Source organism: Azospirillum doebereinerae (assembly GCF_003989665.1).
In the GTDB taxonomy this organism is placed as follows: Bacteria; Pseudomonadota; Alphaproteobacteria; order Azospirillales; family Azospirillaceae; genus Azospirillum; species Azospirillum doebereinerae.
Genome location: NZ_RZIJ01000010.1, coordinates 25,659 through 52,215, shown reverse-complemented (window position 1 = coordinate 52,215; position 26,557 = coordinate 25,659). Strand labels below are relative to the sequence as shown.

Below are 26,557 nucleotides of genomic sequence, written 5' to 3'. Positions count from 1 at the left end.
TATTATTTTATGGGAAACTGCTGCCCATGTTCGATTCGGGTAACCCGGTGATGATTCCCCAACAAGGCGTGGACGACGCGCGTCCGGCGGCATGGCAGGCGTTCGACGCCCTGCCGGCCGGCGTGTGCGTTTCGACGCCCGCGGGGGAGATTCGGCATGCCAACCCGGCGCTGCACGCGTTGCTGGGTTATCCGCCGCCGGACCTGATCGGAAAGACGCTGGCCGATCTTACCCTGCCGGACGATCCCGTGCCGGAGGGCGCGGAGCGCCGCTTGCGCCGCCGCGACGGTTCCGGCCTCTGGGTCGCCGAGACGGTGGCGCCTTTCGGTGATGTGGACGGCGCGCCGCTGCGCCTCACCCTGTTCACCGACGTGGACGAGCGGTGCCGGCGCGAGGCGGCGCTCCAAGACCGCCTTCTGATGAAGGAAGCTCTGTTCGACACGTTGCCGGTTCCCGTCTTCGTCAAGGACGTCCGGGGGCAGTACATCCGCGTCAACGACGCGTTCGAGCGTTACACGGGCCTCGACCGCCGCGACCTCCTGCAGAAGACGACCTTCGCCGTCATGGATCCCGGCACCGCCAAGGCGCACGCCGCCCAGGACCGGGCGGTGCTGGCCGAGGAAAGCCGCGCCCGCTACGAGGAGGTGGTTCCCGTCGCCGGCGGCACGTTGCGCATGACCAGCCTGAGCAAGGTGTCCTTCCGCGACAGCAGCGGCAATCCGGGTGGCATCGTCGGCGTCATCCACGATTTGACCGACTCCCAGCCCAACGAGGGACGGCTGGAGGCGATCCTGGAGCAGAGCCCCATCGGGGTGTCGGTGTCGCGCCGCGACGACGGGCGGATCGTTTTCGTGAACACCCGCTTCGCGGAGCTGATCGGGCTGCCGCGCGACCGGCTGGTCGGCAGCCGGGCGCGGGACTATTACTTGGACAACCACCAGCGCGAACGCGTGCTGGAACGGCTGCGCGGCAGCGGCGCCGTCGTGAACATGGAGGTTCAGTTCAAGAAGGCCGACGGTTCGCCCTTCTGGACGCTGTTCACGGTCAACCAAGCCGTCATCCAGGGCGTCGAGGTGAACCTTGCCTGGATTTACGACTACACCGAGCGCCGCAACATGGAGGAGGCGTTGCGCGACATGGCGTCGCGGGACCCCCTGACCGGCATCTACAACCGGCGCTCCTTCATGGAGATGGCGCGCCAGCAACTGGCCCGCGCGCACCGTTTCCACGAGCCGCTGGCGGTCTTCGTGCTCGACGTCGACCATTTCAAGAAGATCAACGACACCTACGGCCATGCCACCGGCGACGACGCCCTGCGCATGGTGGCCGGCGGCTGCCAGGCGATCCTGCGGGAATACGATGTGCTGGGCCGTCTGGGCGGCGAGGAGTTCGTGGTCGTGCTGCCCGGCGCCACCGCCGACGAGACTCGCGTCGTCGCCGAACGGGTGCGCCGCAACCTCGCCCGCATGCCGATCCCGGCGCCGGAGGGGCGTTTCCACCTGACCTCCAGCATCGGCATCGCCGGGCTGGAGGGGGCGACCGACACGCTGGAGAAGGCCATCCACCGCGCCGATCTGGCGCTCTACCGCGCCAAGCACGAAGGGCGGAACCGGGTCGTCGTCTACGAACGCGGCATGTGACGCGGCGCAACCGCGCGTATGCTGCGCTGCCGCATAAAGTGTGCGGCCGTTCTCCGGTCGCCGTTTCCCGAACGAAACGGTGGAATGAATCACCCAGAGGTAAAGGAAGACTGAAGCGCCGCCGCAGCGTGCCGTTTTGCCGCACCGGCCTGCGCACGATTCATGCGGCCACCGGATAATTACTACGATATCCCAGCCTGGAGCCCGGTATTACCACTGGGCGGTCTAGCAGGAGCCAGGCCGGGATGACCTCCAGAGGCGCAACACTGACCGGACACGAACGCAAGTTCGGGTCCGACGAGATCATCGTCTCCAAGACGAATCTCAAGGGGATCATCACCTACGCCAACGACGTGTTCCTGCGGATCAGCGGTTTTTCCGAAGCGGAACTTCTCGGTCGTCCGCACAACATCGTCCGCCATCCCGACATGCCGCGCTGCGTCTACCGCCTGCTATGGCAGCGCATCACGGCAGGGCACGAGATTTTCGCCTATGTCGTGAACCGGGCGCAGAACGGCGACCACTACTGGGTGTTCGCGCATGTCACACCGGTGTTCGGCCCGGACGGCGCCATCGCCGGCTACCATTCCAGCCGCCGCCGGCCCGAGCGCGGGGCGGTGACAGCCGCGACCGGACTCTACGCCCTCCTGCGGGAGGAAGAGGCGCGGCACCGCTCGCCCGCCGACGGCATGACGGCGGCCGCCGAACGGCTGGACGAGATCCTGCGCGGAAAGGGCGTGAGCTATGACGAATTTGTCCTCGGTCTCTAAGGCGCTGGTCGCGGTCGGTCTGGCCGGCGGTTTGACGGCGCTCCTGGCGTTGCAGGGCGCGCTGGACGGACGTTGGGATCTGGTGGCGTCGGCCCTGACGGCGCTGGCGGCCTGCGCGGTCGCAGTGCGCTTCCTCGTCCTCACCAACCGCTCCCTGCGCAAGGCGGCGGCGGTGCTGGCGGCGGCGGAACGCGGCGACCTGCAACCGCGCATCCTGCGCATCCACGGTCGCAGCGAGGTCGCCGAGCTGCTGCGCTCGCTGAACCGCCTGCTCGACCGCGTGGAATCCTTCGGCAAGGAGGCCAACGCGGCGATGAGCTTCGCGTCGGAGGGGCGCTATTTCCGCCGCATCGTGATGACCGGCATGGTGGGGGAATTCGCGGCCTACGCCCGCTCGATCAACGGCGGGCTGGAGGCGATGGACGGCAAGAGCCGCGAGTTCGTCGACAGCGCCACCCGCATCGGCGACAACATCAAGGACGTGGCGCAGAGCCTGTCGGCCAGCGCCGCTCAACTGGAATCGGCCTCCACTTCGATGACGCACGTCGCTTCGGTGGCGAGCGAGCAGTCCTTCTCCGCCGCCTCGGCGGCCGGGCAGGTGTCGGCCAACGTGGACGGCGTCGCGCTGGCGGCCGGCGAGGTGTCGGGCGCCATCGGCGAGGTGGCGCGTGGCGTCACCCGCACCGCATCGCTGGCGCGGGAGTCGGTTGGCAAGGTGGCCGACGCCGACCGCACCATCGGCTCGCTGATCGCCGCCTCGCAGCAGATCGGCGAGGTGGTGAACCTCATCAACGCCATCGCCAGCCAGACCAACCTGCTGGCCTTGAACGCCACCATCGAGGCCGCCCGCGCGGGGGAGGCCGGCAAGGGCTTCGCCGTCGTCGCCAACGAGGTGAAGAACCTCGCCAACCAAACGGCCAAGGCGACCGAGGACATCCACGCCCAGGTGGCGCAGGTCCAGGCGGTCAGCCGCGACGCGGCCGAGGCGATCCGCCAGATCGGCGTGATCATCCACGGCATCGACGAGATCGCCATCGGTATCGCCGGGGCCGCCGAGCAGCAGAGCGCGGCCATCGGCGGCATCAGCCAGTCGATCCACGACGCCTCGGACGGCGTGCGCACGGTGGCCGAGGCGGTGACCCAGGTGTCGGGCGGCGCCCAGGAGGCGAGCGCCGCCGCCAGCCAGGTTCTGTCTTCGGCCGGCGATCTGGCGCGGCGCGCGGAGACCCTGCACGGCGACATCGATTCCTTCGTCCGCCGCGTCTGCGGCGCCGGCCGTTGAGCCGTGTCGCCGGCACTTTGCCGCTAGCACCCCATTTACCGCCGCACTGGTTTTCGTACTCCTGATCCGCTGGTTCATTTTGCCGGGCAACCGCGCCACGCCCGTTGGTCGACGACCTTGCCGCCCTGGATCAGCGGGCGGGACGGTTGAGGTCGACGACCCCGATCACCCGGTTGCCATTGCCGACATAGGTCAGATGGTCGAAGCCGACCATGCGGGCGAGCGCGATCCCCCTCCCGTGAGTGGCCGTCGACTGGAACGCGTCCACCGTCAGGTAGCGGCTGGAATCGAACCCGTTCCCTGTGTCGGTGACGGTGAAGACGATGCGGTCGTCGTTGCGCTCGACATGCAGGGTGGCGTGCTTGTCGCGGTGCTCCGGCGAGGCCAGCCGCGTCTCGATCTCCTTGCCCAGCGTCCCGGTGGCCTTCAGCACGCTCTTGGCCTCGAAGCCGATGCCGAGGATGCCGTGTTCCACCGCGTTCATCATGATCTCCGACAGGCCGAAGGTCAGGCTGTGCGCGGTTTCGGCGATCGACGACAGGGCGATGGCGAGGTTCTGCGCCTCGTGCGGGGTGCGGAAACGGAAGCGCGCCTCGCGCATCAGCCCCATGGCGTCGGCGCGTGAGCGCAGGTCGCCTTGCAGGCTCCTCATCCGGCCGGAGCTTTCCTCCGCCGCCCGGACGACCGAGCGCAGCAGCGCACCGTCGTAGGGCTTGATCAGATAATAGAAGACCCCGGCGCGGATCGCCGCCGCGATGTCGGCGCTGCTGTCGGACACGGTCTGGATGATGACCGGGATTTCGGCCAGTTCCGGAACCGTCTTCATCCGCTCGAACAGCTTCAGCCCGTCGCCGTCGTGCAGCCGGCGGTCGAGCAGCGCCACATGGATCGTCACGGCGGGATCGTTCAGGATCCGCCACGCCTCGGCCAGCGTCGCCGCCTCCAGCGTCCGGTAGCCGATGCGGGCCAGATAGCCGGCCACAATGGCGCGGGTCATTTCCTCGTCGTCAACGACCAGTGCGGTGACGGGTTCAGCCATGATCGGCGTGTTCTCCGGCGTTTTGACGTTCGAGAGGGCGGGCGAAAGGGCAGGCATTTCCAATGGTTCGCATCGTAAGTATCGGCGCATTATAGTCAAGTCATAATTCCCGCTCAAATTGCATTTCATCCGAGACCCTAGAGGTAAGCGTGTTGCTCCGGAACTTTTCAAAACGGTCGCGCCCGCTCCGCTTTCATGCCCGCCCCTCCATCCTTGGGCGGTGCCGTCGCCAGAAGCGGCTGATAGGATTGCCCGGTCGACCCTTGTCGTTGGAGCGCCACCGTGATCCTGATCGGACAATATGATTCCCCCTTCGTGCGGCGCGTCGCCATCGCCCTGCGGCTCTATGGAATGGCCTACGAGCACCGTCCCTGGTCGGTCTTCGCCGACGCGGCGGAGGTCGACCGCTTCAACCCGCTGAAGCGCGTCCCCACCCTGGTCCTCGACGACGGCGAGGTGCTGATCGAAAGCTTCATCATTCTCGATCATCTGGACGAGCAGGCTGGGCCGGAGCGCGCGCTGATCCCGCGCGGCGGGCCGGAGCGGCGGCGCGCCTTGAAGACCTGCGCGCTGGCGACCGGTCTGGCCGACAAGGCGGTCAGCCTCGTCTACGAGCGGGTCCTGCACGCGGACTCGTCGCGGATGTGGGTGGAGCGCTGCGCCGCGCAGATCGCCGGCGTGCTCGACGCGCTGGAGGCGGACCGGGCGGCACGGACCGGCGCGTGGTGGTACGGCAACGCCATCGGGCACGCCGACATCGCGGTCGGCTGCGCGTTGCGCTTCATCGGCGAGGCGCATCCCGGCGTCTTCGACGCGGCCCGTTGGCCGGCGCTGGCGGCGCATTCGACCGCCTGCGAGGCGCTGGAGCCGTTCCAGGCCGTCGTCCAGCCCTTTTCGGTCAGCGCCTGACGGCGCCTGGTCAGCTTGGTCGGTGGAGCGTGACCATCCGGCCGAAGGGGTGGAAGTCGCGCGATGAGCCGCCGGCCGCGATGGTGCGGGCGACCCCGTCGCGGTCCTCGGCGACGAAGCCGGCCAGCGATTCCAGGCCGTAGGCGAAGAGGCGCGGCGTCAACGGCGTTCCGGGACCGATCATGGCGATCCGCGCGCCGGGCGCCACGCGCAGCAGGCGGGGCAGGGTGCGGTTGGCGAAGGCCGACGCGGTCACCGCCACCGCCTCGGCCCCCGGCAGCAGCCAGTCGCAGGCGGCCTCCGGGTGTTCGCCGTCGCTGGGGTTCATATCGATCACCTGGGCGCGCGGCAGGCGGTGGGCGATCCGCGGGAAGGCGCCGATCACCACCACCCGGCCCTCGACCGCGGCGAACAGGTCCAGCCCGTTCCCGCCGACGCCGGACAGGGAGGGGCGGTTGTAATGCGCGTTCAGCGCGGCGACGCCGACCGCGATGTCCATCGGATCCCAGGCGCGGGCGGCAAGCGAGGCCAGTTCGCGCAGGCTCCGACCGGCCCAGCGGGCGGCGGACTCCTCGCCGGTTCCTTCCCTCTGGCGCGCGGCGACGCCCAGCCCGTCCCCGGTCTCGACCAGCACCCATTTGGCGCCGATCACCACCCGGCGGACAGGGGCGTCGGCGACGCCCAGCAGCAGATCCTCGTAGAGCCGCTGCGGCCCCCACCAACGCCACAGCGCGTCCATCGTCGGCGCCAGCCAGTCGCTGAACCCGCCGGTCGCCGCCTGCCATTCGTTCAGATAGCGGCTGCCGACGCTGGTCAGCACCGGAATGCCCTCGGCGATGCCGGAGAGCAGTTCGTCCACCAGCCCATCGCCCTGCGCCTCCAGCCCGGCGTATTTGTTGACCACCAGCAGGTCGACCCGCTCCGCCACCGCGCGGCGGATCGCCTCGCTGGCCTCCGCGACACCGGTCGGGTCGACGCGGCAGGATTGGGAGGCGCGGCCCAGCCGCTGGGTGATGTCGAAGGACTGCCCGGTGGCGACGTCCACCAGTTCCATCACCTCCGCGCAGGCGTCGTCGATGGCGCCGTGGTTGCGCTGCACCAGCCCGCCGACCCGGAACCCGCGCCGGATCAGCTCCGCCGCGAACGCGTCGAGCAGCGCGTCCACCCCGACGGAACCGGGGCCATGGATGACGGCGCCGGGGCGCAGCGGCGGCGGGGCGGCGGGGGGAAGCGTCATCGGGAAATCCTTGCGGCCGGGAAATGCCTCAGCCGCCGCGGCGGATGCGGTAGATGAACAGGGTGGTGTGGGTGTCGTCGGGCCGGGTCTCGTGGGCGAGCAGCTCGTTCTCGGTCGTATTGCAGAAATGCTTGAAGTCGATGACCGAGGCCGGGTCGGTCGCGGTGACGACCACCTCGTCCCCCACCGCCATGCGGTCCAGAAGCGCCCGCGTGCGCAGGATGGGCAGCGGGCAATGCAGCCCTCTCACGTCAAGCTCTGTCGCCGGCACCACGCCCGCTCCCTGTCGGTTGGGATGAAGCCCGGCCCCGGTGAGGACCGCCGGGGCAAAAGCCTTATTGCGCGTATGACTGTAGCGGGTTCGCGGCGCCATCTCCAGCCGGTTGGGGCGGACGGTCCCGGTCGGCCGCGACATTCGCGCCGTGCTTCTGTTGTGCCTCCTGACGATTCGAGGACAATGGGGAGCGGACGGCCATGATGGCGAAGCGGTTCGACGGCACCGTGGTGGTGATCACCGGGGCCTCCAGCGGCATCGGGCGGGCCACGGCGCTGGAGTTCGCCGGGCGCGGCGCGGCGGTCGTGCTGGCGGCGCGCCGGCTGGCCGCGCTGCACGAGGTGGCCGAGGCCTGCGTCGAGGCCGGCGGGCGCGCCATGGTGGTGCCGACCGACGTTACCAGCCAGGAGGCGATGCGCCGGCTGGCCGACCGCGCGCTCGACGCCTTCGGCCGGATCGACGTCTGGGTGAACAACGCCGGGGTGATGGCGCTGGGCGCCTTCGAGGACACGCCCGACGACGTGTTCGAGAGGGTCGTGCGCACCAACTTCTTCGGCGTCGTCCATGGCTGCCGAGCGGTGCTGCCGCATTTCCTCGACCGGGGGGAGGGGGTCGTCGTGAACACCGCCTCGATGGCGGCCAACGTCGGCCAGCGCTACGCCACCGCCTATGTCGGCAGCAAGTTCGCCGTGCGCGGCTTTTCGGAATCGCTGCGCCAGGAGTTGGTGGACGAGCCGGGCATCCACATCTGCATGGTGATGCCGGCCGCCGTGGACACCCCGCTGTGGCAGCACGCCGCCAACTACACCGGCCGCGCCGTGCAGCCGATGGAGCCGATCCATAGGCCCGAGGAGGTCGCGACCGCCATCGCCGCGCTGGCCCAAGCCCCCCAGCGCGAGCTGTTCGTCGGGGCGGAGGGCCGCCTCGCCGCCCTGTCCAACGCGGTGGCGCCGGCGCTGGCCGAGCGGTCGATGGCCCACGGGATCGACCGCAACATGTTCGCCAACCGCCCGGCCCGCGCGACCTCCGGCGGCGTGCTGCGCGCCATGGCCGAGCACCAGGGCGCCAGCGGCGGCTGGACCGCGCGGCGGCCGGAGCGCCGCCTGTCCTGGGCCAACCTGACGCTGTTCCTGCTGCCGATCCTGTTGGCCAGCCGGCCGCTCGCCGCGCGGGTGTCCGCACGCGCGTCTTGATCCCGCCCGCCGGAGCGGTTATACGCTCGCCCCTTTTCGGACGCCTGGAAGCAGGAGCCTGGGAACAGGGATGGAGGACGGACGATGACGGCTTGCGGACTCGATTTCGGGACGTCCAACACCACGCTGGGCGTGCATGATGGTGGCGTCGATGGGGGCGGCTTCCGCCTGCTGGCGCTCGACGGCGTGCGCACGACGCTGCCCACGGCGGTCTTCTTCGATTTCGAGGCCGACGCCGTGACCATCGGGCAGGCAGCGGTCGATTCCTACGTGTCCGGGGTCGAGGGGCGGCTGATGCGCTCCATCAAGTCGATGCTCGGCACCGACCTGATCGACGCCGACACCGCGCTGCGCAAGGGCCGCATCAGCTTCCGCGCGGTGATCGGCACCTTCCTCGACACGGTGAAGGGCCGGGCCGAGGCGGCGCTGGGCGCGCCGCTTTCCGACGTGGTGGTCGGGCGCCCTGTGCATTTCGTCGACGGCGATCCGGCTGGCGACGCGGCGGCGGAGGAGACGCTGGGCGCCATCGCCAAGGCCGCCGGCTTCCGCAACGTGTCCTTCCAGTTCGAGCCCATCGCCGCCGCGCTGGACTACGAACAGCAGGTGTCCGGCGAGGAATTGGCGCTGATCGCCGACATCGGCGGCGGCACCTCCGACTTCTCCGTCGTCCGCATCGGGCCGGAGCGGCGCGGCAGGCCGGACCGGTCGGGCGACATCCTGGCCAACGACGGCATCCGGGTCGGCGGCACCGATTTCGACCGCGACCTCAGCCTTGCCACCGCCATGCCGGAGCTGGGCCACGGCAGCGCCATGAAGCGGGTCGGACTGCTGGCGCCCAAGAGCGTCTATTTCGATCTGGCGACCTGGTCGAAGATCAACTTCCTCTACACCAACAAGGCGCTGTCCGACCTGGAGCGGCTGCACCGCGATTCAGCCGCGCCCGAAAAGATCGAGCGGCTGATCGGCATCGTCGAGCACCGCCAGGGCCACGCTCTGGCGATGGCGGTGGAGCGGGCCAAGATCGCGCTGTCGGACCACGACGAGACCCGGCTGGCCCTGGACTGGGGGGACGGGGAATTGTCGCTGCCGATCGACGTGGCCGGTCTGAACCAGGCGACGGGCGCGCTGGCGGCGCGGATCGGCACGCGCATCCGCGATTGCCTGTCCGAAGCCGGCGTCACCCCGGACCGCATCGACGCGGTGTTCCTGACCGGCGGTTCGACCCTGCTTCCGCAAGTCCGCGCGGCGATTCTTGCCGAAGCACCCGGCGCGCGTGTGGTCGAAGGCAACATCTTCGGGTCGGTCGGACTGGGTTTGACCGTCGAAGCGCAAAGACGGTACGGCTGATCTTTTTTGTGCAGCGCGGTATTTCGGGGAAAAATGCCGCGCCCCAACTTTGCGACAGTATTTCCCCCGGTCATACGCTACTTTAAGGCTGGACTCCCCACTGGCCAACTTTGACCGCGGAACCCCACTCTCAATGACCGTCGTCGCTCAGGCGCAAGCTCGTCGCGCCCCGGTTTCGTCCAGCGAAACCACCATCGCAGCCACCTGCGATTCCCCGTCAAAAAAAACCTCATCCAGCAGCGCCAAGGACCGCAAGGCCATGGCCCGCTTCTGGGCGGAGCGTCTGGCGGAATACAAGACCCCGGTGACCAGCCGCAGCCTCAGCCAGCTCGCCACCACGCTGCTGCCGCTGGTGGCCCTGGTCGCGGCGATGGGCTACGCGCTGGAGGTCGGCTACTGGCTGACCTTGCTGCTGGCGGTGCCGGCGGCGCTGTTCCTGACGCGGCTCTTTGTGCTTCAGCATGATTGCGGGCACGGCTCCTTCTTCAAGGCGGATTGGGCGAACAACTGGGTTGGCCGCGCGCTGAGCGTGTTCACCGTCACCCCTTACGAAGTCTGGCGGCGCGACCACGCCATCCACCACGCGACCTCGGGCAACCTCGACAAGCGCGGCACCGGCGACATCGACACCCTGACGGTCCGCGAGTATCTGGCGCTCAGCCCGTTGAAGCGCCTGGGCTACCGGATCTACCGCCACCCGGTGGTGCTGTTCGGCATCGGCCCGACCGTGCTGTTCATGTGGAAGTTCCGCTTTCCGCTGGGCGAGCAGACGCGCGACGTGAAGGCGTGGCTCAGCGTGCTGTCGACCAACGTCATGATCGCGGGCGGTCTGGCCGCCTTCATGCTGGCTTTCGGCGCGCTGCCGGTCCTGATGATCTGGGCGCCGGTGGTGATCCTGGCCGCGACCATCGGCATCTGGCTGTTCTACGTCCAGCACCAGTTCGAGGACGTCTACTGGCGCAGCCAGGACGAATGGGACTTCCACGAGGCGGCGGTCGAGGGTTGCTCCTTCTACGACCTGCCGCGCTGGCTGCACTGGATGACCGGCTACATCGGCTACCACCACGTCCACCACTTGGCCTCGCGCGTGCCGAACTACCGTCTGCGCGACTGCCACATGGCGATCCAGGAACTCCAGAAGGTCGCCCGCATCGGCGTCTGGGAGAGCCTGAAGACGGTGCGTCTGGCGTTGTTCGACGAGGAAAGCCGCCGCATGATCCGCTTCCGCGATCTCCGCACGGCTTGAGTGTTGTTCCCTCTCCCGGGGCGGGAGAGGGCATTTCTACCGCCTCACAAGACCGCGCAGCCGGTACAGTTCCTCCAGCGCGGCGCGCGGGGTCAGGGTGTCGGGGTCGATGGCCAGCAGCGCCTCCTCCACCGGCGACGGACCGGCCGGGACCGGGGCGGTTTCCACATGGGCCGGAGCCGACGGCGGCCGTTTCAACGCCGCGCTGAACAGCGGCAGATCCTCGGCCAACCGGTGGATCGCCGCGTTCTGGTCGCCCGATTCCAGCAGCTTCAGCACGGCTTCCGCACGCCCGACCACGGCCGGGGGAAGGCCCGCCAGCTTGGCGACGTGGATGCCGTAGCTGCGGTCGGCCGAGCCCGAGGTCACCTCGTGCAGGAAGACCACGTCGCCCTGCCATTCCTTGATCCGCATGGTGTGGCAGGACAGCGCCGGCAGCTTGGCCGCCAGCATGGTCAGTTCGTGGTAATGGGTGGCGAACAGCGCGCGGCAGCGGTTCACGTCGTGCAGGCTCTCCACGCAGGCCCAGGCGATCGACAGCCCGTCGAAGGTCGCCGTGCCGCGCCCGATCTCGTCGAGGATCACCAGCGCGCGCGGTCCCGACTGGTTCAGGATGGCGGCGGTCTCCACCATCTCCACCATGAAGGTGGAGCGGCCGCGGGCCAGATCGTCGGCGGCGCCGACGCGGCTGTAGAGCCGGTCCACCGAGCCGATGTGGGCGTGGCTCGCCGGGACGTAGCTTCCCATCTGCGCCAGCACCGCGATCAGCGCGTTCTGCCGCAGGAAGGTCGATTTGCCCGCCATGTTCGGGCCGGTCAGCAGCCACAGCCGGTTCTCGGTCGCCAGATCGCAGTCGTTGGCGACGAAGGCCCCGGCGTTGGCGGCGTCCAGCACCGCCTCCACCACCGGATGCCGGCCGCCCCGGATGTCGAAGGCCAGCGAGCCGTCCACCAGCGGCCGGGAGTAGCGCCGCTCCGCCGCCAACTCGGCCAGCGAGGTCGCCACGTCGAGCGCCGCCAGCGCGTGGGCCGCCTGGGCGATGGCGTCGGCGCGGCTGGTCACCTCCTCGACCAGATCGGCGAACAGGTCCAGCTCCACCGCCAGCGCCTTGTCGGCGGCCTCCGAGATTCGGCGCTCCAGATCCGACAGCTCCACCGTGCCGAAGCGCACGGCGTTCGCCATGGTCTGGCGGTGCATGAAGACCTCGCGCGCCTCGCCCGACATCAGCTTGTCGGCGTGGGTCGCGGTGACCTCGATGTGATAGCCCAGCACGTTGTTGTGCTTGATCTTCAGCGCCGGCACCCCGGCGATCCCGGCGTATTTGGCCTGCAACCCGGCGATCAGCCGCCGGCTCTCGTCACGCAGCGTCACCAGCTCGTCGAGCGCGTAGGAATAGCCCGGCGCGATGAATCCGCCGTCGCGGGCCAGCAGCGGCAGCTCCGGCGCCAGCGCTTGGCTCAACTGGCCGACCAGCTCGCTGTGCTCGCCCAGCCGCCGGTCCACCACGCCCAGCCCGTCCGGCAGCGTGCCCAAGCCGCCCAGCAGGTGGCGCACCGTGCCGGACTGGATCAGCCCGTCGCGGATCGAGGCGAGGTCGCGCGGTCCGCCGCGCCCCAGAGTCAGCCGCGACAGCGCGCGCTCCAGGTCGGGGCAGCGCCGCAGCGTGTCGCGTAGTTCGCCGCGCAGGGCCTCCTCGGTCAGCGCGAATTCGACCATGTCGAGCCGTTTGGCGATGGCGGCCGGGTCGGTCAGCGGTGCCGATAGATGGGCGGTGAGCAGCCGCGCGCCGGCACCCGTCACCGTGCGGTCGATGGTGGCGAGCAGGCTGCCGCGCCGCTCGCCGGTCATGGTGCGGGTCAGTTCCAAATTGCGGCGCGTCGAGGCGTCGATCTCCATCACCGCCCCCGGCCCGACCCGGCGCGGCGGCGACAGGCGGGGGACGCGGCCTTTCTGCGTCAGCTCGACGTAGCCGACCAGCGCCCCGGCCGCCGCGACCTCCGCGCGAGTAAAGGTGCCGAAGGCGTCGAGCGTGCCGACCCCGTAGAGCGCCAGCAGGCGCTGCTTGCCGTTCTCGCTGTCGAATCGCGGGTTCGGCTGGATCGTCAGGCGAGATTTCCATTCCCCCCACAGCTCGAACAGGTCGGGCTGCTGGCCGAGCTTCTCGGAGATCAGCACCTCCTGCGGGTCGAGCCGGCCGAGCGCGGCGCCCAGCCCGGCGCGCTCCACCGGCTGCACCACCAGTTCGCCGGTCGACATCTCCAGCCAGGCCAGCCCGATGCCGCCCGCCGTCTCGGCGATGGCCGCCAGCCAGTTGGAGGAGCGCGAGTCGAGCAGGCTGTCCTCGGTCAGCGTGCCGGGGGTGACGATGCGGATGACGCCGCGCTTGACCACCGATTTGGCGCCGCGCTTCTTGGCCTCCGCCGGATCCTCCATCTGCTCGCAGATGGCGACGCGGAAGCCCAGCCGGATCAGGCGCTGCAGGTAGTTCTCGTGGCTGTGGACCGGAACGCCGCACATCGGGATGTCCTCGCCCAGATGCTGGCCGCGCTTGGTCAGGGCGATGTCCAGGGCCGCCGCCGCGTTGACCGCGTCCTGGAAGAACATCTCGTAGAAATCGCCCATCCGGTAGAACAGCAGGCAGTCGGGATGCGCCCGCTTGATCTCCAGATACTGCGCCATCATCGGGGTGGCGTCGGGCGGAATGACGATGGCATTGGCGGCGGCGGGAGCGGCGATGTCGGACACGGGAATTCGTACCGTTGAGTGGAGCGGTCGGGCGGGGAGGGGCGCAGCCTAGCACGGGAGGCGCATGCCCGAATACGTCGGATGGGACAATGGGACGCGCACCGACGATCCGTGCTGCGGCGCCCTCGCCATTGACGGGCGCGCGACGGGAGCCGTTCAATGGAGAAACGAACCATCGGCGCTTCCGGTGGTTTCCACCAACGAGCCAGCCACCAACGAACACCGGCAACCGGGAGAGTCCACCATGACGCAGGCGACCGAACAGAACGTCACCCCCGAGGTGCGGGAGGTCGTTGCCCTCTTCACGACCAGGGCCGCCTTCGACCGCGCGGTCGCGGCGCTGCTGGAGGGCGGATTCGACCGGTCCGATTTGTCGGTGCTGGCCAGCCACACCTCGCTGGAGGCGGCCGACCCCAAGGCGGCCAAGCCCAAGGACGAGGCGTTGACCGGGCTGGTGGGCGAGCTGAAATACGCCTTTCCCCTGACCACCGCCGGGCTGATCGCCATCGTCGGCGGCCCCATCGAGGCGGCGCTCGCGGCGCTGGTGGCGGCGGGATTGGGCGGGGTCGCGATCAAGGATTACCTGGACGAGCTGACCAGCCATCCCAAGCCCGACGAGTTCTCCCGCGCGCTGGAGGCCGGCGGCGTCATCCTGTGGGTGACCGTCGGCGACGCCGAATCGGAGAACCGCGCCACGGCCATTCTGGAGCGCGAGGGCGGCGGCAACGTCCATCTGTCAACGCGCGAGGCGTAAGGGGAGCGACCCATGGGTCAGGCGGTCAGATCGACCGCCGCCCCGCGCCGGTCGTCCTTGCCGGTCAGCCGGCGCTTCAGCTCGTCGGCGATCTCCTTCTCGATCGCTTTGCGCTGTTCCGGCTCCATGGTGGCGAGGCCGTCCTCGGTCAGCTTGTGGCGGGCGAGCAGTTCCTCGCGGATGCGCTGGGCCGGGGTCTTCTGCGCCTCCTTGATGAAGGCGTCTGCGGCGCTGACCTTGCTCGTGTCCTCCAGGGACGTGTCGAGGCGGCCTTGCACGGAGGAGATCCCGCTGGAACGGAACTGCCCGTAGACGCTGGCGAGATAGCCGGAGATTTGCATCGCTGTTTTCCTTGGCCGATGAGGCGGAAAACGGCAGAGCAAGTTTCATGCTAGCGTTGCGGTGTTTTGCATCAAGGCGTTGGATGGAATGTGATGCCGGATCGTTCTTGCCGGGCGGCATAAACTACCCGGCAAAGTTGTTCCATCACGCGGCCTTCGCGCGAAGCTCGGTGTCCTGGCCGACGACGCGCAGGCCGCGTGCCTTGAACTCCGCCTGGACCAGGGAGGCCCAGCCCATGCGGATGACCACCAGCTTGAAGCGATCCCCGACCTCGCGCCCGGCCACCAGATCGGTGACCTGCCACATCAGCGTGTCGTCCACCGCCTGGGGGAACAGGGCCGCGACGCGCAGCAGGCGCACCATCAGGGCGGCGGGGGAGAACCGCCCCACGTCCCGCTCGGCCTGGAACAGCAGGTCGCCGAACGCCGCCAATTCCCGCCGCGCCATCTCCGCCGTCCCCTCCATGCCCCCGTCCCCCGTCGCAAGATCGTCGAGCGGAAGCATCGCCGTTCGGGCGGGCCGCGCGCAGTGACGGCGATCACAGCCCTCCGGGACGATCCGGAGGGCGACGGCGCGTGCCAAGGCGGCGGTTTACCGTTATAGTTCAAACGGTCTGTCCAGCCGGACAGCGGAAGTCCTTAGAGGTCGTTCTTCACCGATGCTCTCCGCACGCAGCGCGGCCCCGCCGCCGTCCCCCGCCCAGCCGTCCACGATCCCCAACAAGCGCGCGATCATCTCGCGCCGCAAGCTGGCGGGAGAGCTGGAAGCGCTGGTGGCCGAACTCGGCACCGGCGACAAGATGCGCCCCGCGCTGCTCGCCTGCCTGCGCAAGGCGCTGGCCGACGGACGCGAGGAGGTGCGCAAGCGCTTCGAGGCCGGCGGGTCGGGCGAGGAGTGCGTGCGCGAGAATTGCTACCTCGCCGACCGGCTGATCGGTGCGCTGGCCGACTTCACCGTACTGCACATCTTCCCCACCGCCAACCCGACCTCCGGCGAGGTGTTCGACGTGGCGGCGACCGGCGGCTACGGCCGCGGCGAGCTGGCGCCCTTCTCCGACATCGACCTGCTGTTCCTGCTGCCCTACAAGCGGACCCCCCGCGTCGAGCAGGTGGTGGAGTACATGCTCTACATCCTGTGGGATCTGGGGCTGAAGGTGGGCCACGCGGTGCGCAGCGTGGACGAATGCATCCGCCAGTCCAAGGCCGACGTCACCATCCGCACCGGGATCCTGGAATCCCGCTATCTCTGGGGACCGGGCAAGCTGTTCGCCGAGCTGCGCAAGCGCTACGACAAGGAGGTCGTCGCCGGCACCGGCCCCGAATTCGTCGAGGCCAAGCTGGCCGAGCGCGACAACCGCCACCTGAAGATGGGCGACAGCCGCTACGTGCTGGAACCAAACCTGAAGGACGGCAAGGGGGGCTTGCGCGATCTCCAGACCTTGTTCTGGATCGCCAAGTACCTGTACCGGGTCGAGGGGGTGGACGAGCTGGTCGGCAAGAAGGTGCTGATGCCGGAGGAGGCGCAGCGCTTCGCCAAGGCGCAGAACTTCCTGTGGACGGCGCGCTGCCACCTGCATTACCTCGCGGGCCGTCTGGAAGACCGGCTGACCTTCGACGTGCAGACCTCGATCGGCGCGCGCATGGGCTACACCGAGCACGCCGGGACCAAGGGCGTCGAACGCTTCATGAAGCATTACTTCCTGGTCGCCAAGGACGTCGGCGACCTCACGCGCATCTTCTGCGCGGCGCTGGAAGCGGAATCGAAGCGTCCGCCCAAGTTCAACCTGCTGCGGCTGGCCTCGGTCGCCCGGCGCAAGGACGTGGACGGCTTCATCGTCGACGGCGAGCGGCTGAACGCGCGCGACGAGCGCCAGTTCAAGGAAAAGCCGATCGACATGATCCGGCTGTTCCACACCGCCCAGATCAACGACATCGACATCCACCCGAACGCGCTACGCTCCATCACCCGCTCGCTGACCGGGATCGGGCCGAAGCTGCGCACCGATCCGGAAGCCAACCGGCTGTTCCTCGACATCCTGACCGGGCCGAAGGATCCGGAAATCACCCTGCGCCGCATGAACGAGGCCGGGGTGATGGCCCGCTTCATTCCCGACTTCGGCCGGGTGGTGGCGCAGATGCAGTACGACATGTACCACGTCTACACGGTGGACGAGCACACCCTGTTCGCGCTGGGCATCCTGCACAAGATCGCCGCCGGGGAGCTGACCGACGACCTGCCGCTGTCCTCGGAGGTGATCCACAAGGTCGTGTCCAAGCGCGCGCTCTACGTCGCGGTGCTGCTGCACGACATCGCCAAAGGGCGCGGCGGCGACCATTCGGTGCTGGGCGCGCGGGTGGCGGAGAAGCTCTGCCCCCGGCTGGGGCTGACGGCGGAGGAGACGGAGACGGTGGCGTGGCTGGTGCGCTGGCACCTCGCCATGTCCTACACCGCCTTCAAGCGCGACCTGGAGGACGAGAAGACCGTCCGCGACTTCGTGGCGCTGGTCCAGTCGCCCGAGCGGCTGCGGCTGCTGCTGGTGCTGACGGTGGCCGACATCCGCGCGGTCGGGCCGCAGCGCTGGAACAACTGGAAGGCCACGCTGCTGCGCGAGCTGTACAACCGGTCCGAGGAGCTGATGTCCGGCGGCATGACGGTGGAGGGGCGCGGGCGGCGCATCCAGTCCGCCCAGGCCGCGCTGCGGGCCGAGCTGACCGATTTTGACGACGCGGCCTTCGAGCATCACAAGACGCTGGGTTACCCGGCCTATTGGCTGGCCTTCGACGCCGGGACGCTGGCCCACCACGCCCGCGTCGTGCGCGGGGCCGAGCGCGACGGGCGCGAGTTGACCGTGGAGACCCGCATCGACCGGGGCCGCGCGGTCACCGAAGTGACGATCTACGCCAGCGACCATCACGGGCTGTTCTCCCGTCTGGCCGGCGCCTTCGCCGCGTCGGGGGCGGATATCGTGGACGCGCGCATCTTCACCATGACCAACGGCATGGCGCTGGACGTCTTCTCGGTGCAGGACGCGTCGGGCGGCGGGGCCTTCGAGAGCAGCGACAAGCTCGCCAAGCTGTCGGTGATGATCGAAAAGGTGCTGTCCGGCCAACTGAAGCCGTTGCAGGAGCTGGCGACGCGCAAGACCCCGCATTCCAGCCGCACACGGGTCTTCCATGTGCCGCCGCGCGTGTTGATCGACAACAACGCGTCCACCACCCACACGGTGATCGAGGTCAACGGGCGCGACCGGCCGGGGCTGCTCTACGACCTGACGCGCGCGCTGTCGAACCTGACGCTCCAGATCTCGTCGGCGAAGATCTCGACCTTCGGCGAGAAGGCGATCGACGTGTTCTATGTGAAGGACGTCTTCGGCCTGAAGGTCAGCCACGAGGCGAAGCTGGCGAAGGTCAGGGAACGCCTGTTGCACGCGCTGGCCGATCCCGCCGGCGACGTGCCGGTCCCGGCGCCGGTCAAGCGGACGCGCAGCAAGGCTGCGGAGTGATGTCTATCTTCTTGGGGGCATGAGGCGAAGAGGAACTCTCTTCCCTGATCCCGACCCGGCATGTGTGGGCGTTCTCGAGACTCGGAGGACGCCTCCCATCCTGTGAGGCTCTTGGCCCGAAAAAGGGAAGTGCGGGCTTATCCATTGATTCCGTTCGGAAAGCGTCGGGGCCGCATCTGGCTGGCGCAATGAGCGGGAGGGGGCGGTGTTCTGGGAACGTCGCCAAACTCTCTGAATGGTATTTTTTCCCGACTAGCCAAACGTCATAGTTTTTTCAATGGACTGAAACGCCTTCCCCTGCCTATGCAGGAGAGGGACTTTTTGCGCGTCATTAAAATCCAAAAAATACCGAGAAATAGTTTTCATATTTCTAATTTTTGCAACTTCAAGCATCATTATGAATGCCTGATCTTCTTTCCCGCTTTTGCCCTGTAAGCGTTCCCCTTGCCGTCTCGAAACCCGCAAGCGGACCATGGCTTTTGGCTTAGAGACAAACCTTACATGGTAGCGAAAAGTTCCTGGGTTGCATCCCGACTGGAGGATGCATATAGGAATATGCAAAGGGGAGAAGAATGGCTGCGTTTAGCGAGGCATTTTATCTGGCCATGTATCCGGACGTGGCCGCGGCCGTCCGCGCTGGCGTCTATTCCAGCGGTTTCGCCCATTATCAGGCGAGCGGTGCTTCGGAAGGCCGATGGGGCAGCGACACGCTCAGCTACAACGAGGTGAGCTATCTGGCGGCGAACCCGGACGTTGCGGCGGCGGTGCGTGCCGGGACCTACGCCAACGGCTTTGCGCATTACGTCGCATCGGGGCAGGCGGAAGGCCGGTTGGCATCGCCCTACAGCAGCTTCGACGCGAACTACTACAAGGCCGAGAATCCGGACGTGGCGGCGACGACCACCACTTCGCCGGGGCTTCAGCAGCATTACCTGCTGTATGGGAATTTCGAGGGCCGCTCCCCCTCCGCTTCGGCGTTCAGCGAGAGTGGTTATCTGGCGAAGAACCCCGACGTTGCCGCCGCCGTCTTCGCGGGTACCCTTCCTTCGGGGCTGGCACACTACAACGCGTTTGGCCGTGCCGAGGGGCGCAAGGCCAGCGGCGACGCCTTCAACGACACCGACTATCTCCAGCGCTATCCGGACGTGGCGCGGGCTGTCCAAGCCGGACAGTTCAGCACCGGCGAGGAGCACTTCGCGCTGTGGGGCATGTCGGGTGGCCGCTACGCGACCTACATCGGGCGCGCGATCGATGCGTCGTCGGCAACCAGAGGATTTAATCTGCTCGGCGCGGCCGGCAATGACGCCCTGATCGGCGGGGCTGGCAATGATACATTGTGGGGCGGTGTCGGTGCCGATGCCCTGACCGGCGGCGCCGGGAACGACTCCATCTCGGGCGGTTCCGGGAACGACACGCTCTCCGGTGGGCTCGGGAACGACACCATCATCGGTGGGGTCGGGGCGGATCTCATGGCCGGCGATCTGGGAGCCGACACCTTCGTCTTCGCCAACACGACCGAGATGGCGGGCGACGTGATCACGGACTTCCAGGTCGGAACGGACAAGATCAACCTGTCGGCCATCGCCGGAGCGCTTGGAGGGCGATTCCTCGACACCGGAACCTTCACGAACAACGCCGGAACCGAAGTGCGGGTCGATTACGGTGCCAGCCAAGCGGTGGTGTATGTCAGCCCGTCCAACAATTCCCGCTTTTCCTACGCGGCGATCACGTTGAGCGGCGTAACCGGGGGGTTGTCCTCCACGGACTTTATTTTCAGCTGAACGATGCCGGGTGCCAACGCGGGGGCATGGTTCGTAAGGTAAGACGCCAACCGACGTCTCATAAGCAAGGTGATTTCCGCGTCCGACGGGGGCTCTTCTCCCCATCGGGCGCGGAACTCGGTCGGGGGGCGGATCACGCCAGAACGTTCACACCCTGGGAACCGCGCGTCGCCACGCTGGCGAACAGCTTTTGCGCGCTCGACACGTCGCCCGATTGCAGGGCGCTGCCGATGTCGCCGAGGCTGCTCTTCAGCTTGTCGAGGAAGGAATTCGACGACGAACTGGCCGAAGTGGTGGAGCTTGTGGACGACGAATCATCCTCGTCTTCGTCGTCGCTCGACGCGGTCAGCAGTTTGGTCAGCGAAGTCAGCGAATCCTGGGCACCCGACACATCGCCCGACTGAAGCGACTGGGCAAGGCTGCCCACCGCGCTGCCGACCTCGCCGCCACCTCCCGGAGGCGGACCGCCACCACCACCTGGAGGGGGGCCGCCGGCACCGCCCGGTCCACCGCCGCGACCGCCGGCACCGCCACCGGGCGGGACGTTCTGAGCGACCGCCTGCTGGACCGCGCTGACATCGCCGGTCTTCAGCGCCTCGCCGACGCTGGTCAGCAGCTTGGACAACGGGTCCTTGGCGTCGCTGCCGGCGGACGAGGTGCCGGACGTGCCGCTGCTGCCCTGCTTGTCGGCTTGCAGCTTGGACAGGGAATCATAGGCCGACTGGACCGAGGTCAAGTCGCCGGACTCGACCGCCTTTTTCAGAGTGTCGATTCCCTGCCGGATTTCCTTTCCAGGCCCTTGCGGGCGCTGAAGGGTCTGGCTGGAAACCGATGAACTTACCATCGATACGGACATGGCTCTCTCCTGACGGAATGCCTCACAAGAGGTATTACGAAGGAGAGAGCGCTGTGCCTGCGCGGAAAAATATTTAGCTAAAATTTTTCCTATCCGAGCTCCGGGCGATGCCGCCCGGTGTCAGACCCGGCTGTAGCCTTGGCCGCGCGCGGCCTCGTCGTTGGAGACGATCTCGGTGCCGACCGGCCACAGGGCGACGAGCGCCAGCTTCAGATGCGCCCAGGCGAAGGGCAGGCCGATGATGGTGACGGCCAGCGCCACGGCGGCGAACAGATGGCCCAGCGCCAGCCACCAGCCGGCCAGCACGAACCAGACCACGTTGCCGATGAAACCGATTCCGCCGGTGCCCATGTCTTCGCGGCCGCGGAACTCGTCCCGGCGCACGGCGGTTTGCCCGAAGGGAAGCAGCGTGTAGCGGGCGATGGTCAGGGCGGAGCGCGCCCAGGGAAGCCCGATGATGGAGATCGCCATCACGACGGCGGCAAGCAGCCAGCCGAGCGCCATCCAGATGCCGCCGGTGACGACCCACAGGACGTTGAGGACAAAGCTGACCAAAGGCATGACAGGGGTTCTCCTTTCGCCGGTCATGTGGGGATGGTGGATGGCTCCGCCTAGATGCGGTGGCCCGAAAGAACAACGAACTCGAAAGAACAGGGAGCACGCTTCTTTCGGTGCCTTGAAGAGCACTGTTTTTGTCCACAAATCGAAGGAAGAGGCAACGTGACGATACGTCCAGGCGGACGTTCCGACGGCGGAGCGCCCGGTCCCGGACCTCACGGATCGGAGGCCGCATGAGCGAAGCATTGAACGACGACCCCGGCGCCGAGGCGCCGAACCAACCGGCCGAGGGCGAATCGCTTTCCCCGGTGGTTGCCGCCATCCTCGGCACCGCCGTCGCGGCGGCGGCCAAGCGCGGGGCGTCCGGCGACGTCGCCCGCGGGCTGATCGCGGGCTTGCGCGTCCTGCGCGCCACGGTGGAGGAGGAGGCCGGCTACACCATGGCCGCCGCCGTCGACACCGCCATCCGCACCCGCCTGCTGGTCGACAACTTGGCCAAGCTGCGCACCACCGGGCAGGAACCGGAGGCGATTCCGCTTCCCGCCCCCGGCCCCGGCGCCGGCGCCGCCGCCGCCATCTTCGAGAGCGCGGCGGAATCCTGCCTCACCGTCAACGCCCACGCCGAGGACAACGGCCCGCTGGAGCACGCGGTCTTCGCCTTCACCACGCAGTTGCTTCAACAGTTGGGCGGCGCCCCGGAATGGCGCTCGCTGGTCGGCGAACTGCGCCGTGCGTCCGGCGGGAATCCGGACGAGGAGAGCGACGGCGAGGTCACGCTGCACTGATCCTGATCGGCGGGGCGTATTCCTGTCACGGGGCCGTTAAGGTTTATGGCCAATTTATCGAACGGGACGAAGGTCTTCAGCCTCCGCTAGGGTGGGTTCGGCGATGGGGTCTTCCCATCGCGGAATCGCCAGCCGGGGGATCCCGCTCTTGTTCTTTCATACCACCCCGTCGGCCCCCCGCCCAGCCGCCGACCGCTCCGGATCCACCGACCGTCCCGGTTTGATCCGGTCCGGGCGCGTTCCGGTGTCCTCTCCCCGGCTGTCCCTGGTGTCGCGGGCGGATGGCACGGCCGGGGATCCCTGGGGACGGCGGGTGATCTTCCTTCATCCCGGAAAGGGCGCGTGGTGGCGCCTGCTGCACGGCGTGCCGCCCGGCCAGGAATGGATGACCGTGCCGTCGCCCGGCAATGCGCCGTTGCATCCCCTGCTGGTCGAGCGCGGCGGGCGCAAGCCGGTGTTGGTGGCCGGCGTGCTGACCGCCGCCGCCGCGCTCGGGGCCGCGCTCGACCATCCGGACGCGGTGGGCGGGGTGATGATCGTCGACGACGTCGGGGCGGATTCGGCGCTCCGGCGGCGGCTCGGCGCCGTCGCGTCGCTGTTCGGTCTGCCCGTGGACGGGACCGGGCTGGGCGCGCTGGAGACGGAACTGCCGGCGGTGCGCGTGCCGGTCACCCTGATGCAGGGCAGCGCGCCCGCCACGCTGATGGGCACGCTGGAAAGCGGGCTGACCGGCTGCCGGACCCTGACCGTCCTGGCTGTTCCGGACGCCGGCGCGGTCCGCCCGCGCACCCACGCGGCCGAACTGCGGACCGCGCTGGCGGCGCTGATCGCGGCGGTCGAACGGACAAAAATGTAAGCGCACGAATGTGAGCGGCGCTTCCGATTACCGGCTCGGACCGCCTCCCGGTGGCTTGGGCAGCTTCTCGGCGATGCCGTAGAGCGCCTCGCGCCGGCGGATCTCGGCGAAGACGTCGGTCGGGTGGATGTTCAACGTCGCCCACAGGACCGACAGATTGTAGAGCAGGTCGGCGCTTTCGTTGATGACCCCCTGACGATCCTCGTTCATGGCGTCCAACGCCACTTCGACCGCTTCCTCGCCGACCTTCTTGGCGATCTTTTTCGGCCCGGCGGCGAACAGCCGCGCGGTTTTCGATTCCGCCGGATCCATGCTCCGCCGTTCGAGGATGGCCTCGTACAGGCGGAGCAGGTCGTCGGTAGTCGGGACGGCTGGGGAAGGGGAGGTGTCGGGAGCGGTCATGGTCTCGGTCGTTGAGGCGGCACGGTGTCGATTGTGACGGCAGCGTGAACCTATAATGACCAAGTTACCACCCAACTCTCGGGCATCGGCCGATAATCCCTTCCAGCCCGAAGCGGATAGGCCGCCTTACCCTTCCGCCGGATCGCAGGAGCGGTCGGCCTTGGGGCGTTCGTCCAGCAGCGGCTGGCCGGTGCTGACGAAATACACCACCTCGGCGATGTTGGTGGCGTGGTCGCCGATGCGCTCCAGATTCTTGGCGATCATCATCAGGTGCATGTGGGCGGCGAACTGGTCCGGCGTGGCGGCGGCGGAGCGTTCGATTTCGGCGGCGATGCTGGTGTAGAGCGCATCGACCTCGTCGTCGGTCCGCCAGATGCGCAGGGCCGCTTCGCTGTCGGTGTCCACATAGGCGTCGATGACGCTGGTCAGCCGCTCGCGGACCAGCCGGCCCAGCTTCGGCAGGCCGGCGAGCGGGGCGGAGTCGGGGAAGATGCCGACCGCCGCCGCGCGCTTGGCGGAGTTGGCGGCATGGTCGCCGATACGCTCCAGGCTGCCGGCGATCTTCAGGGCGGCGATCACCTCGCGCAGGTCGTCGGCGACCGGCTGGCGCAGCACCAGCAGGCGCATGCAGTGGGCCTCGATCTCGTGCTCGAAGGAATCGAGCCGAGCGTCGGACAGGACAATCTCACGGGCCAGCTCCGGGTTGCGCTGCGTCAGGCAGGTCAGCGCCTGGTCCAACTGCGTTTCCGCGGCCCCGGCCATCTGGACGATGGCGGATTTCAGCCGCTTCAACGCGTCCTCGAACGCGGACACGATGTGCGGGGCGGAAGTCTTCATCGCGCAAAACCCTTTCGACACGAGAGGCAGTCAAAGACCGCAGCATAGCGCGGCAACGTTACCGGAGCATGACGGTGACACCGCGACGATGCATATTTCCGCGCTCGCCGCACGGGAAAATCCGCGCATCCGGCGGTTGATTTTGCGGTGCGGCACTGTCACAAGGCGGGGTCAGGCGGCAGCCCCGCCGCCCTTCCTTCGCCACAGCCGACGATGTCCGCCATGATCGAACGCCGCTTTGAACAGGTTCTCTTCGCCAGCCGCTGGCTGCTCGCCCCCTTCTATCTGGGGCTGGTGATCGCGCTGGCCGCGCTGATGGTGAAGTTCCTTCAGGAGATCCTCCACATCGTCCCCTACGTGCTGGAGATGCCGGAAAAGGATCTGCTGCTGGCGATCCTGACGCTGATCGACCTGTCGCTGGCCGGCAACCTGCTGGTGATGGTGATCTTTTCGGGCTACGAGAATTTCGTCTCGAAGATCGATGTCGCCGACCACGAGGACCGGCCGGACTGGATGGGGAAGGTCGATTTCGGCGGGCTCAAGCTGAAGCTGATCGCCTCCATCGTCGCCATCTCGGGCATCCATCTGCTGAAATCCTTCATGAACATCAAGAACGTCTCGCACGACGAGCTGATGTGGCTGGTGATCATCCACCTGACCTTCGTCGGGTCCGGCGTGCTGTTGGCTTTGATGGACCGGCTGGAGGGCCACCACCCGGCCCCGAAGGGCGGCAAGACGGCGCCGAGGGGGCTGCCGGCCGACCATTGATCAGAGGCTCTCCTTTCGGTCATGCGCGCGGCTTTTCCTCACAAGGCCGTTGCGGCGCAGCATGAAACGGCCTAGACAGGGCAGCGGAAACGGGGCCGCCGGCCGCCGGATCGCGTCCGGAAGACCACGGACGTTCCGGCATCGCCGTCCGATCCCGTTGACGGAAAATTAACCCTGATCCGCCAGTGTCGCCGGTGTCGAAGCCCGCTCATCGAACGGGATTTCGGCGATCCGGCGCTCGTTTCCGCCGGGGCGCACTCTCCGCTTGAGCGTGCGGAAGCATTCGTCTATGGAACCGCTGGCGGACGTGGTATGTCCTTCCGCCAGTTCGGTCGTCTCAACCGCTTTCGAAGAGTCCGGCATCTCCATGCTTTCCAAACTGCTTGGCGTTCTGTCCGCCGACATGGCGATCGATCTGGGGACGGCGAACACCTTGGTGTATGTCAAGGGTCGCGGCATCGTCCTGAACGAGCCGTCCGTCGTGGCCATCGCCAACGTGCGGGGCAAGAAGCAGGTTCTCGCCGTGGGCGACGAGGCCAAGATGATGCTGGGCCGCACCCCCGGCAACATCCAGGCCATCCGGCCGCTGCGCGACGGCGTGATCGCCGACTTCGAAGTCGCGGAAGAGATGATCAAGCATTTCATCCGCAAGGTTCACAACCGCCGCAGCTTCGCCAGCCCGCAAGTCATCATCTGCGTGCCGTCGGGCTCGACCGCCGTGGAACGCCGCGCCATCCAGGAATCGGCCGAGGCCGCCGGCGCCCGCCGCGTCTTCCTGATCGAGGAGCCGATGGCCGCCGCGATCGGCGCCGGGCTTCCGGTGACGGAGCCGACCGGCTCCATGGTCGTGGACATCGGCGGCGGCACCACCGAGGTGGCGGTCCTGTCGCTGGGCGGCATCGTCTACTCGCGCTCGGTCCGCGTCGGCGGCGACAAGATGGACGAGGCGATCATCGGCTACATCCGCCGCACCCACAACCTGCTGGTGGGCGAGGGTTCGGCCGAGCGCATCAAGAAGGAGATCGGGTCGGCCTGCCCGCCGGAAGACGGCGAGGGCCGCATCCTGGAGATCAAGGGTCGCGACCTGATGAACGGCGTGCCCAAGGAGCTGATCATCTCCGAGCGCCAGATCGCCGAATCCCTGGCGGAGCCGGTCTCGGCCATCGTCGAGGCGGTCAAGGTCGCGCTGGAGCACACGGCGCCGGAGCTGGCCGCCGACATCGTCGACAAGGGGATCGTCCTGACCGGCGGCGGCGCGCTGCTGGGCAACCTGGACTTCGTCCTGCGCCACGCCACCGGCCTGCCGGTGTCGATCGCCGACGACCCGCTCTCCTGTGTCGCGCTGGGCACAGGGCGCGCGTTGGAAGAGATGAAGACCCTGCGAAACGTCTTGGTCAGCGCCTACTGATTGGTGTATCTCTCGGTTGGAAGGCC

At 68.0% G+C, this 26,557-nt stretch carries 25 protein-coding genes; 14 read left to right on the top strand and 11 right to left on the bottom strand.

What is annotated here, in order from left to right:
* Positions 1–26 precede the first annotated feature (26 nt).
* The 3 genes from EJ913_RS14115 (at position 27) to EJ913_RS14105 (ending at position 3,692) form a co-directional block, all read left to right on the top strand.
* Entirely contained in the window at positions 27–1,640 is a 1,614-nt protein-coding gene (locus EJ913_RS14115) for a sensor domain-containing diguanylate cyclase (RefSeq protein WP_238520999.1), read from the top strand.
* Positions 1,641–1,885: 245 nt separating this feature from the next.
* On the top strand, positions 1,886–2,410 hold the full coding sequence (locus EJ913_RS14110; RefSeq protein ID WP_126998895.1) for a PAS domain-containing protein: 525 nt from the start codon (positions 1,886–1,888) through the stop codon (positions 2,408–2,410).
* Positions 2,385–3,692, top strand: a complete 1,308-nt coding sequence (locus EJ913_RS14105; RefSeq protein ID WP_126998893.1) for a methyl-accepting chemotaxis protein — start codon at positions 2,385–2,387, stop codon at positions 3,690–3,692. The genes EJ913_RS14110 and EJ913_RS14105 overlap by 26 nt, the downstream gene beginning before the upstream one ends.
* Before the next feature lie 130 nt (positions 3,693–3,822).
* Here the strand turns inward: EJ913_RS14105 and EJ913_RS14100 are convergent, their stop codons facing one another.
* The gene (locus EJ913_RS14100; RefSeq protein WP_126998891.1) at positions 3,823–4,731 is read right to left on the bottom strand and encodes an ATP-binding response regulator; all 909 of its coding nucleotides are present in this window, start codon (positions 4,729–4,731) and stop codon (positions 3,823–3,825) included.
* Positions 4,732–5,013: 282 nt separating this feature from the next.
* Here EJ913_RS14100 and EJ913_RS14095 point away from each other — a divergent pair, with 282 nt between their 5' ends.
* Complete coding sequence (locus tag EJ913_RS14095; RefSeq protein ID WP_126998889.1) at positions 5,014–5,640, top strand: glutathione S-transferase family protein; 627 nt, start codon at positions 5,014–5,016, stop codon at positions 5,638–5,640.
* 10 nt (positions 5,641–5,650) lie between these two features.
* On the opposite strand, the gene EJ913_RS14090 is transcribed toward EJ913_RS14095, so the two are convergent.
* Both EJ913_RS14090 and EJ913_RS32485 read right to left on the bottom strand, forming a co-directional pair.
* Positions 5,651–6,877 (bottom strand): DUF2478 domain-containing protein, encoded by a 1,227-nt coding sequence (locus tag EJ913_RS14090; RefSeq protein WP_126998887.1) that lies wholly within the window; start codon positions 6,875–6,877, stop codon positions 5,651–5,653.
* Positions 6,878–6,905: 28 nt separating this feature from the next.
* The gene (locus tag EJ913_RS32485) at positions 6,906–7,127 is read right to left on the bottom strand and encodes a sulfurtransferase TusA family protein (protein ID WP_238520996.1); all 222 of its coding nucleotides are present in this window, start codon (positions 7,125–7,127) and stop codon (positions 6,906–6,908) included.
* Between the two features lie 224 nt (positions 7,128–7,351).
* Between EJ913_RS32485 and EJ913_RS14080 the strand changes: the two genes are divergently transcribed.
* The 3 genes from EJ913_RS14080 (at position 7,352) to EJ913_RS14070 (ending at position 10,937) form a co-directional block, all read left to right on the top strand.
* On the top strand, positions 7,352–8,344 hold the full coding sequence (locus tag EJ913_RS14080; RefSeq protein WP_238520995.1) for an SDR family oxidoreductase: 993 nt from the start codon (positions 7,352–7,354) through the stop codon (positions 8,342–8,344).
* Between the two features lie 84 nt (positions 8,345–8,428).
* Positions 8,429–9,691, top strand: a complete 1,263-nt coding sequence (locus EJ913_RS14075; RefSeq protein WP_126998885.1) for an Hsp70 family protein — start codon at positions 8,429–8,431, stop codon at positions 9,689–9,691.
* Positions 9,692–9,950: 259 nt separating this feature from the next.
* Positions 9,951–10,937: a fatty acid desaturase gene (locus EJ913_RS14070; RefSeq protein WP_126998883.1), complete on the top strand. Its 987-nt coding sequence runs from the start codon at positions 9,951–9,953 to the stop codon at positions 10,935–10,937.
* Positions 10,938–10,973: 36 nt separating this feature from the next.
* Here the strand turns inward: EJ913_RS14070 and mutS are convergent, their stop codons facing one another.
* Positions 10,974–13,619 (bottom strand): DNA mismatch repair protein MutS, encoded by a 2,646-nt coding sequence (mutS, locus tag EJ913_RS14065; protein WP_126999175.1) that lies wholly within the window; start codon positions 13,617–13,619, stop codon positions 10,974–10,976.
* Between the two features lie 307 nt (positions 13,620–13,926).
* Between mutS and EJ913_RS14060 the strand changes: the two genes are divergently transcribed.
* The gene (locus EJ913_RS14060; RefSeq protein WP_126998881.1) at positions 13,927–14,436 is read left to right on the top strand and encodes a hypothetical protein; all 510 of its coding nucleotides are present in this window, start codon (positions 13,927–13,929) and stop codon (positions 14,434–14,436) included.
* A gap of 17 nt (positions 14,437–14,453) precedes the next feature.
* Here EJ913_RS14060 and EJ913_RS14055 read toward each other — a convergent pair whose 3' ends face one another.
* The gene (locus tag EJ913_RS14055; protein WP_126998879.1) at positions 14,454–14,777 is read right to left on the bottom strand and encodes a hypothetical protein; all 324 of its coding nucleotides are present in this window, start codon (positions 14,775–14,777) and stop codon (positions 14,454–14,456) included.
* Positions 14,778–14,922: 145 nt separating this feature from the next.
* A complete protein-coding gene (locus EJ913_RS14050) occupies positions 14,923–15,243 on the bottom strand; it encodes a hypothetical protein (RefSeq protein WP_126998877.1) in 321 nt (106 codons plus the stop codon).
* A gap of 193 nt (positions 15,244–15,436) precedes the next feature.
* On the opposite strand from EJ913_RS14050, the gene EJ913_RS14045 reads away from it, so the two are divergent.
* Together EJ913_RS14045 and EJ913_RS14040 are read left to right on the top strand one after the other, a co-directional pair.
* Positions 15,437–18,280 carry a [protein-PII] uridylyltransferase gene (locus EJ913_RS14045; RefSeq protein WP_126998875.1) on the top strand — a complete coding sequence of 948 codons (2,844 nt, stop codon included), beginning with the start codon at positions 15,437–15,439 and terminating at the stop codon, positions 18,278–18,280.
* Between the two features lie 572 nt (positions 18,281–18,852).
* Complete coding sequence (locus EJ913_RS14040) at positions 18,853–20,061, top strand: calcium-binding protein (RefSeq protein WP_126998873.1); 1,209 nt, start codon at positions 18,853–18,855, stop codon at positions 20,059–20,061.
* Between the two features lie 133 nt (positions 20,062–20,194).
* On the opposite strand, the gene EJ913_RS14035 is transcribed toward EJ913_RS14040, so the two are convergent.
* Complete coding sequence (locus tag EJ913_RS14035; protein WP_126998871.1) at positions 20,195–20,917, bottom strand: hypothetical protein; 723 nt, start codon at positions 20,915–20,917, stop codon at positions 20,195–20,197.
* Between the two features lie 120 nt (positions 20,918–21,037).
* The gene (locus tag EJ913_RS14030; RefSeq protein ID WP_126998869.1) at positions 21,038–21,478 is read right to left on the bottom strand and encodes a YccF domain-containing protein; all 441 of its coding nucleotides are present in this window, start codon (positions 21,476–21,478) and stop codon (positions 21,038–21,040) included.
* Positions 21,479–21,708: 230 nt separating this feature from the next.
* Between EJ913_RS14030 and EJ913_RS14025 the strand changes: the two genes are divergently transcribed.
* Together EJ913_RS14025 and EJ913_RS14020 are read left to right on the top strand one after the other, a co-directional pair.
* Positions 21,709–22,260: a hypothetical protein gene (locus tag EJ913_RS14025; protein WP_126998868.1), complete on the top strand. Its 552-nt coding sequence runs from the start codon at positions 21,709–21,711 to the stop codon at positions 22,258–22,260.
* A gap of 148 nt (positions 22,261–22,408) precedes the next feature.
* A complete protein-coding gene (locus EJ913_RS14020; protein ID WP_185909777.1) occupies positions 22,409–23,116 on the top strand; it encodes an alpha/beta hydrolase in 708 nt (235 codons plus the stop codon).
* Positions 23,117–23,143: 27 nt separating this feature from the next.
* On the opposite strand, the gene hisE is transcribed toward EJ913_RS14020, so the two are convergent.
* Both hisE and phoU read right to left on the bottom strand, forming a co-directional pair.
* The gene (hisE, locus tag EJ913_RS14015; protein ID WP_126998866.1) at positions 23,144–23,518 is read right to left on the bottom strand and encodes a phosphoribosyl-ATP diphosphatase; all 375 of its coding nucleotides are present in this window, start codon (positions 23,516–23,518) and stop codon (positions 23,144–23,146) included.
* A 126-nt stretch (positions 23,519–23,644) separates the two neighbouring features.
* Positions 23,645–24,355, bottom strand: coding sequence for a phosphate signaling complex protein PhoU (phoU, locus tag EJ913_RS14010; RefSeq protein ID WP_126998864.1), 711 nt, complete (start codon positions 24,353–24,355; stop codon positions 23,645–23,647).
* A gap of 222 nt (positions 24,356–24,577) precedes the next feature.
* On the opposite strand from phoU, the gene EJ913_RS14005 reads away from it, so the two are divergent.
* Positions 24,578–25,123, top strand: coding sequence for a TIGR00645 family protein (locus tag EJ913_RS14005; protein ID WP_126998862.1), 546 nt, complete (start codon positions 24,578–24,580; stop codon positions 25,121–25,123).
* A gap of 168 nt (positions 25,124–25,291) precedes the next feature.
* On the opposite strand, the gene EJ913_RS32120 is transcribed toward EJ913_RS14005, so the two are convergent.
* The gene (locus EJ913_RS32120; RefSeq protein WP_126998860.1) at positions 25,292–25,492 is read right to left on the bottom strand and encodes a hypothetical protein; all 201 of its coding nucleotides are present in this window, start codon (positions 25,490–25,492) and stop codon (positions 25,292–25,294) included.
* On the opposite strand from EJ913_RS32120, the gene EJ913_RS13995 reads away from it, so the two are divergent.
* Positions 25,491–26,531 carry a rod shape-determining protein gene (locus tag EJ913_RS13995; protein ID WP_014240000.1) on the top strand — a complete coding sequence of 347 codons (1,041 nt, stop codon included), beginning with the start codon at positions 25,491–25,493 and terminating at the stop codon, positions 26,529–26,531. The two genes, EJ913_RS32120 and EJ913_RS13995, sit on opposite strands and share 2 nt — an antisense overlap.
* Positions 26,532–26,557 lie beyond the last annotated feature (26 nt).

Excerpts from the sequence above, each read along its gene's own strand:
- EJ913_RS14115 (WP_238520999.1), top strand. The coding sequence starts at position 27 with ATGTTCGATTCGGGTAACCCGGTGATGATTCCCCAACAAGGCGTGGAC.
- EJ913_RS14110 (WP_126998895.1), top strand. The coding sequence starts at position 1,886 with ATGACCTCCAGAGGCGCAACACTGACCGGACACGAACGCAAGTTCGGG.
- EJ913_RS14105 (WP_126998893.1), top strand. The coding sequence starts at position 2,385 with ATGACGAATTTGTCCTCGGTCTCTAAGGCGCTGGTCGCGGTCGGTCTG.
- EJ913_RS14100 (WP_126998891.1), bottom strand. The coding sequence starts at position 4,731 with ATGGCTGAACCCGTCACCGCACTGGTCGTTGACGACGAGGAAATGACC.
- EJ913_RS14090 (WP_126998887.1), bottom strand. The coding sequence starts at position 6,877 with ATGACGCTTCCCCCCGCCGCCCCGCCGCCGCTGCGCCCCGGCGCCGTC.
- EJ913_RS14080 (WP_238520995.1), top strand. The coding sequence starts at position 7,352 with ATGATGGCGAAGCGGTTCGACGGCACCGTGGTGGTGATCACCGGGGCC.
- EJ913_RS14075 (WP_126998885.1), top strand. The coding sequence starts at position 8,429 with ATGACGGCTTGCGGACTCGATTTCGGGACGTCCAACACCACGCTGGGC.
- EJ913_RS14070 (WP_126998883.1), top strand. The coding sequence starts at position 9,951 with ATGGCCCGCTTCTGGGCGGAGCGTCTGGCGGAATACAAGACCCCGGTG.
- mutS (WP_126999175.1), bottom strand. The coding sequence starts at position 13,619 with ATGATGGCGCAGTATCTGGAGATCAAGCGGGCGCATCCCGACTGCCTG.
- EJ913_RS14060 (WP_126998881.1), top strand. The coding sequence starts at position 13,927 with ATGACGCAGGCGACCGAACAGAACGTCACCCCCGAGGTGCGGGAGGTC.
- EJ913_RS14055 (WP_126998879.1), bottom strand. The coding sequence starts at position 14,777 with ATGCAAATCTCCGGCTATCTCGCCAGCGTCTACGGGCAGTTCCGTTCC.
- EJ913_RS14050 (WP_126998877.1), bottom strand. The coding sequence starts at position 15,243 with ATGGAGGGGACGGCGGAGATGGCGCGGCGGGAATTGGCGGCGTTCGGC.
- EJ913_RS14045 (WP_126998875.1), top strand. The coding sequence starts at position 15,437 with ATGCTCTCCGCACGCAGCGCGGCCCCGCCGCCGTCCCCCGCCCAGCCG.
- EJ913_RS14040 (WP_126998873.1), top strand. The coding sequence starts at position 18,853 with ATGGCTGCGTTTAGCGAGGCATTTTATCTGGCCATGTATCCGGACGTG.
- EJ913_RS14035 (WP_126998871.1), bottom strand. The coding sequence starts at position 20,917 with ATGTCCGTATCGATGGTAAGTTCATCGGTTTCCAGCCAGACCCTTCAG.
- EJ913_RS14030 (WP_126998869.1), bottom strand. The coding sequence starts at position 21,478 with ATGCCTTTGGTCAGCTTTGTCCTCAACGTCCTGTGGGTCGTCACCGGC.
- EJ913_RS14025 (WP_126998868.1), top strand. The coding sequence starts at position 21,709 with ATGAGCGAAGCATTGAACGACGACCCCGGCGCCGAGGCGCCGAACCAA.
- hisE (WP_126998866.1), bottom strand. The coding sequence starts at position 23,518 with ATGACCGCTCCCGACACCTCCCCTTCCCCAGCCGTCCCGACTACCGAC.
- phoU (WP_126998864.1), bottom strand. The coding sequence starts at position 24,355 with ATGAAGACTTCCGCCCCGCACATCGTGTCCGCGTTCGAGGACGCGTTG.
- EJ913_RS14005 (WP_126998862.1), top strand. The coding sequence starts at position 24,578 with ATGATCGAACGCCGCTTTGAACAGGTTCTCTTCGCCAGCCGCTGGCTG.
- EJ913_RS13995 (WP_014240000.1), top strand. The coding sequence starts at position 25,491 with ATGCTTTCCAAACTGCTTGGCGTTCTGTCCGCCGACATGGCGATCGAT.
- EJ913_RS32120 (WP_126998860.1), bottom strand. The coding sequence starts at position 25,492 with ATGGAGATGCCGGACTCTTCGAAAGCGGTTGAGACGACCGAACTGGCG.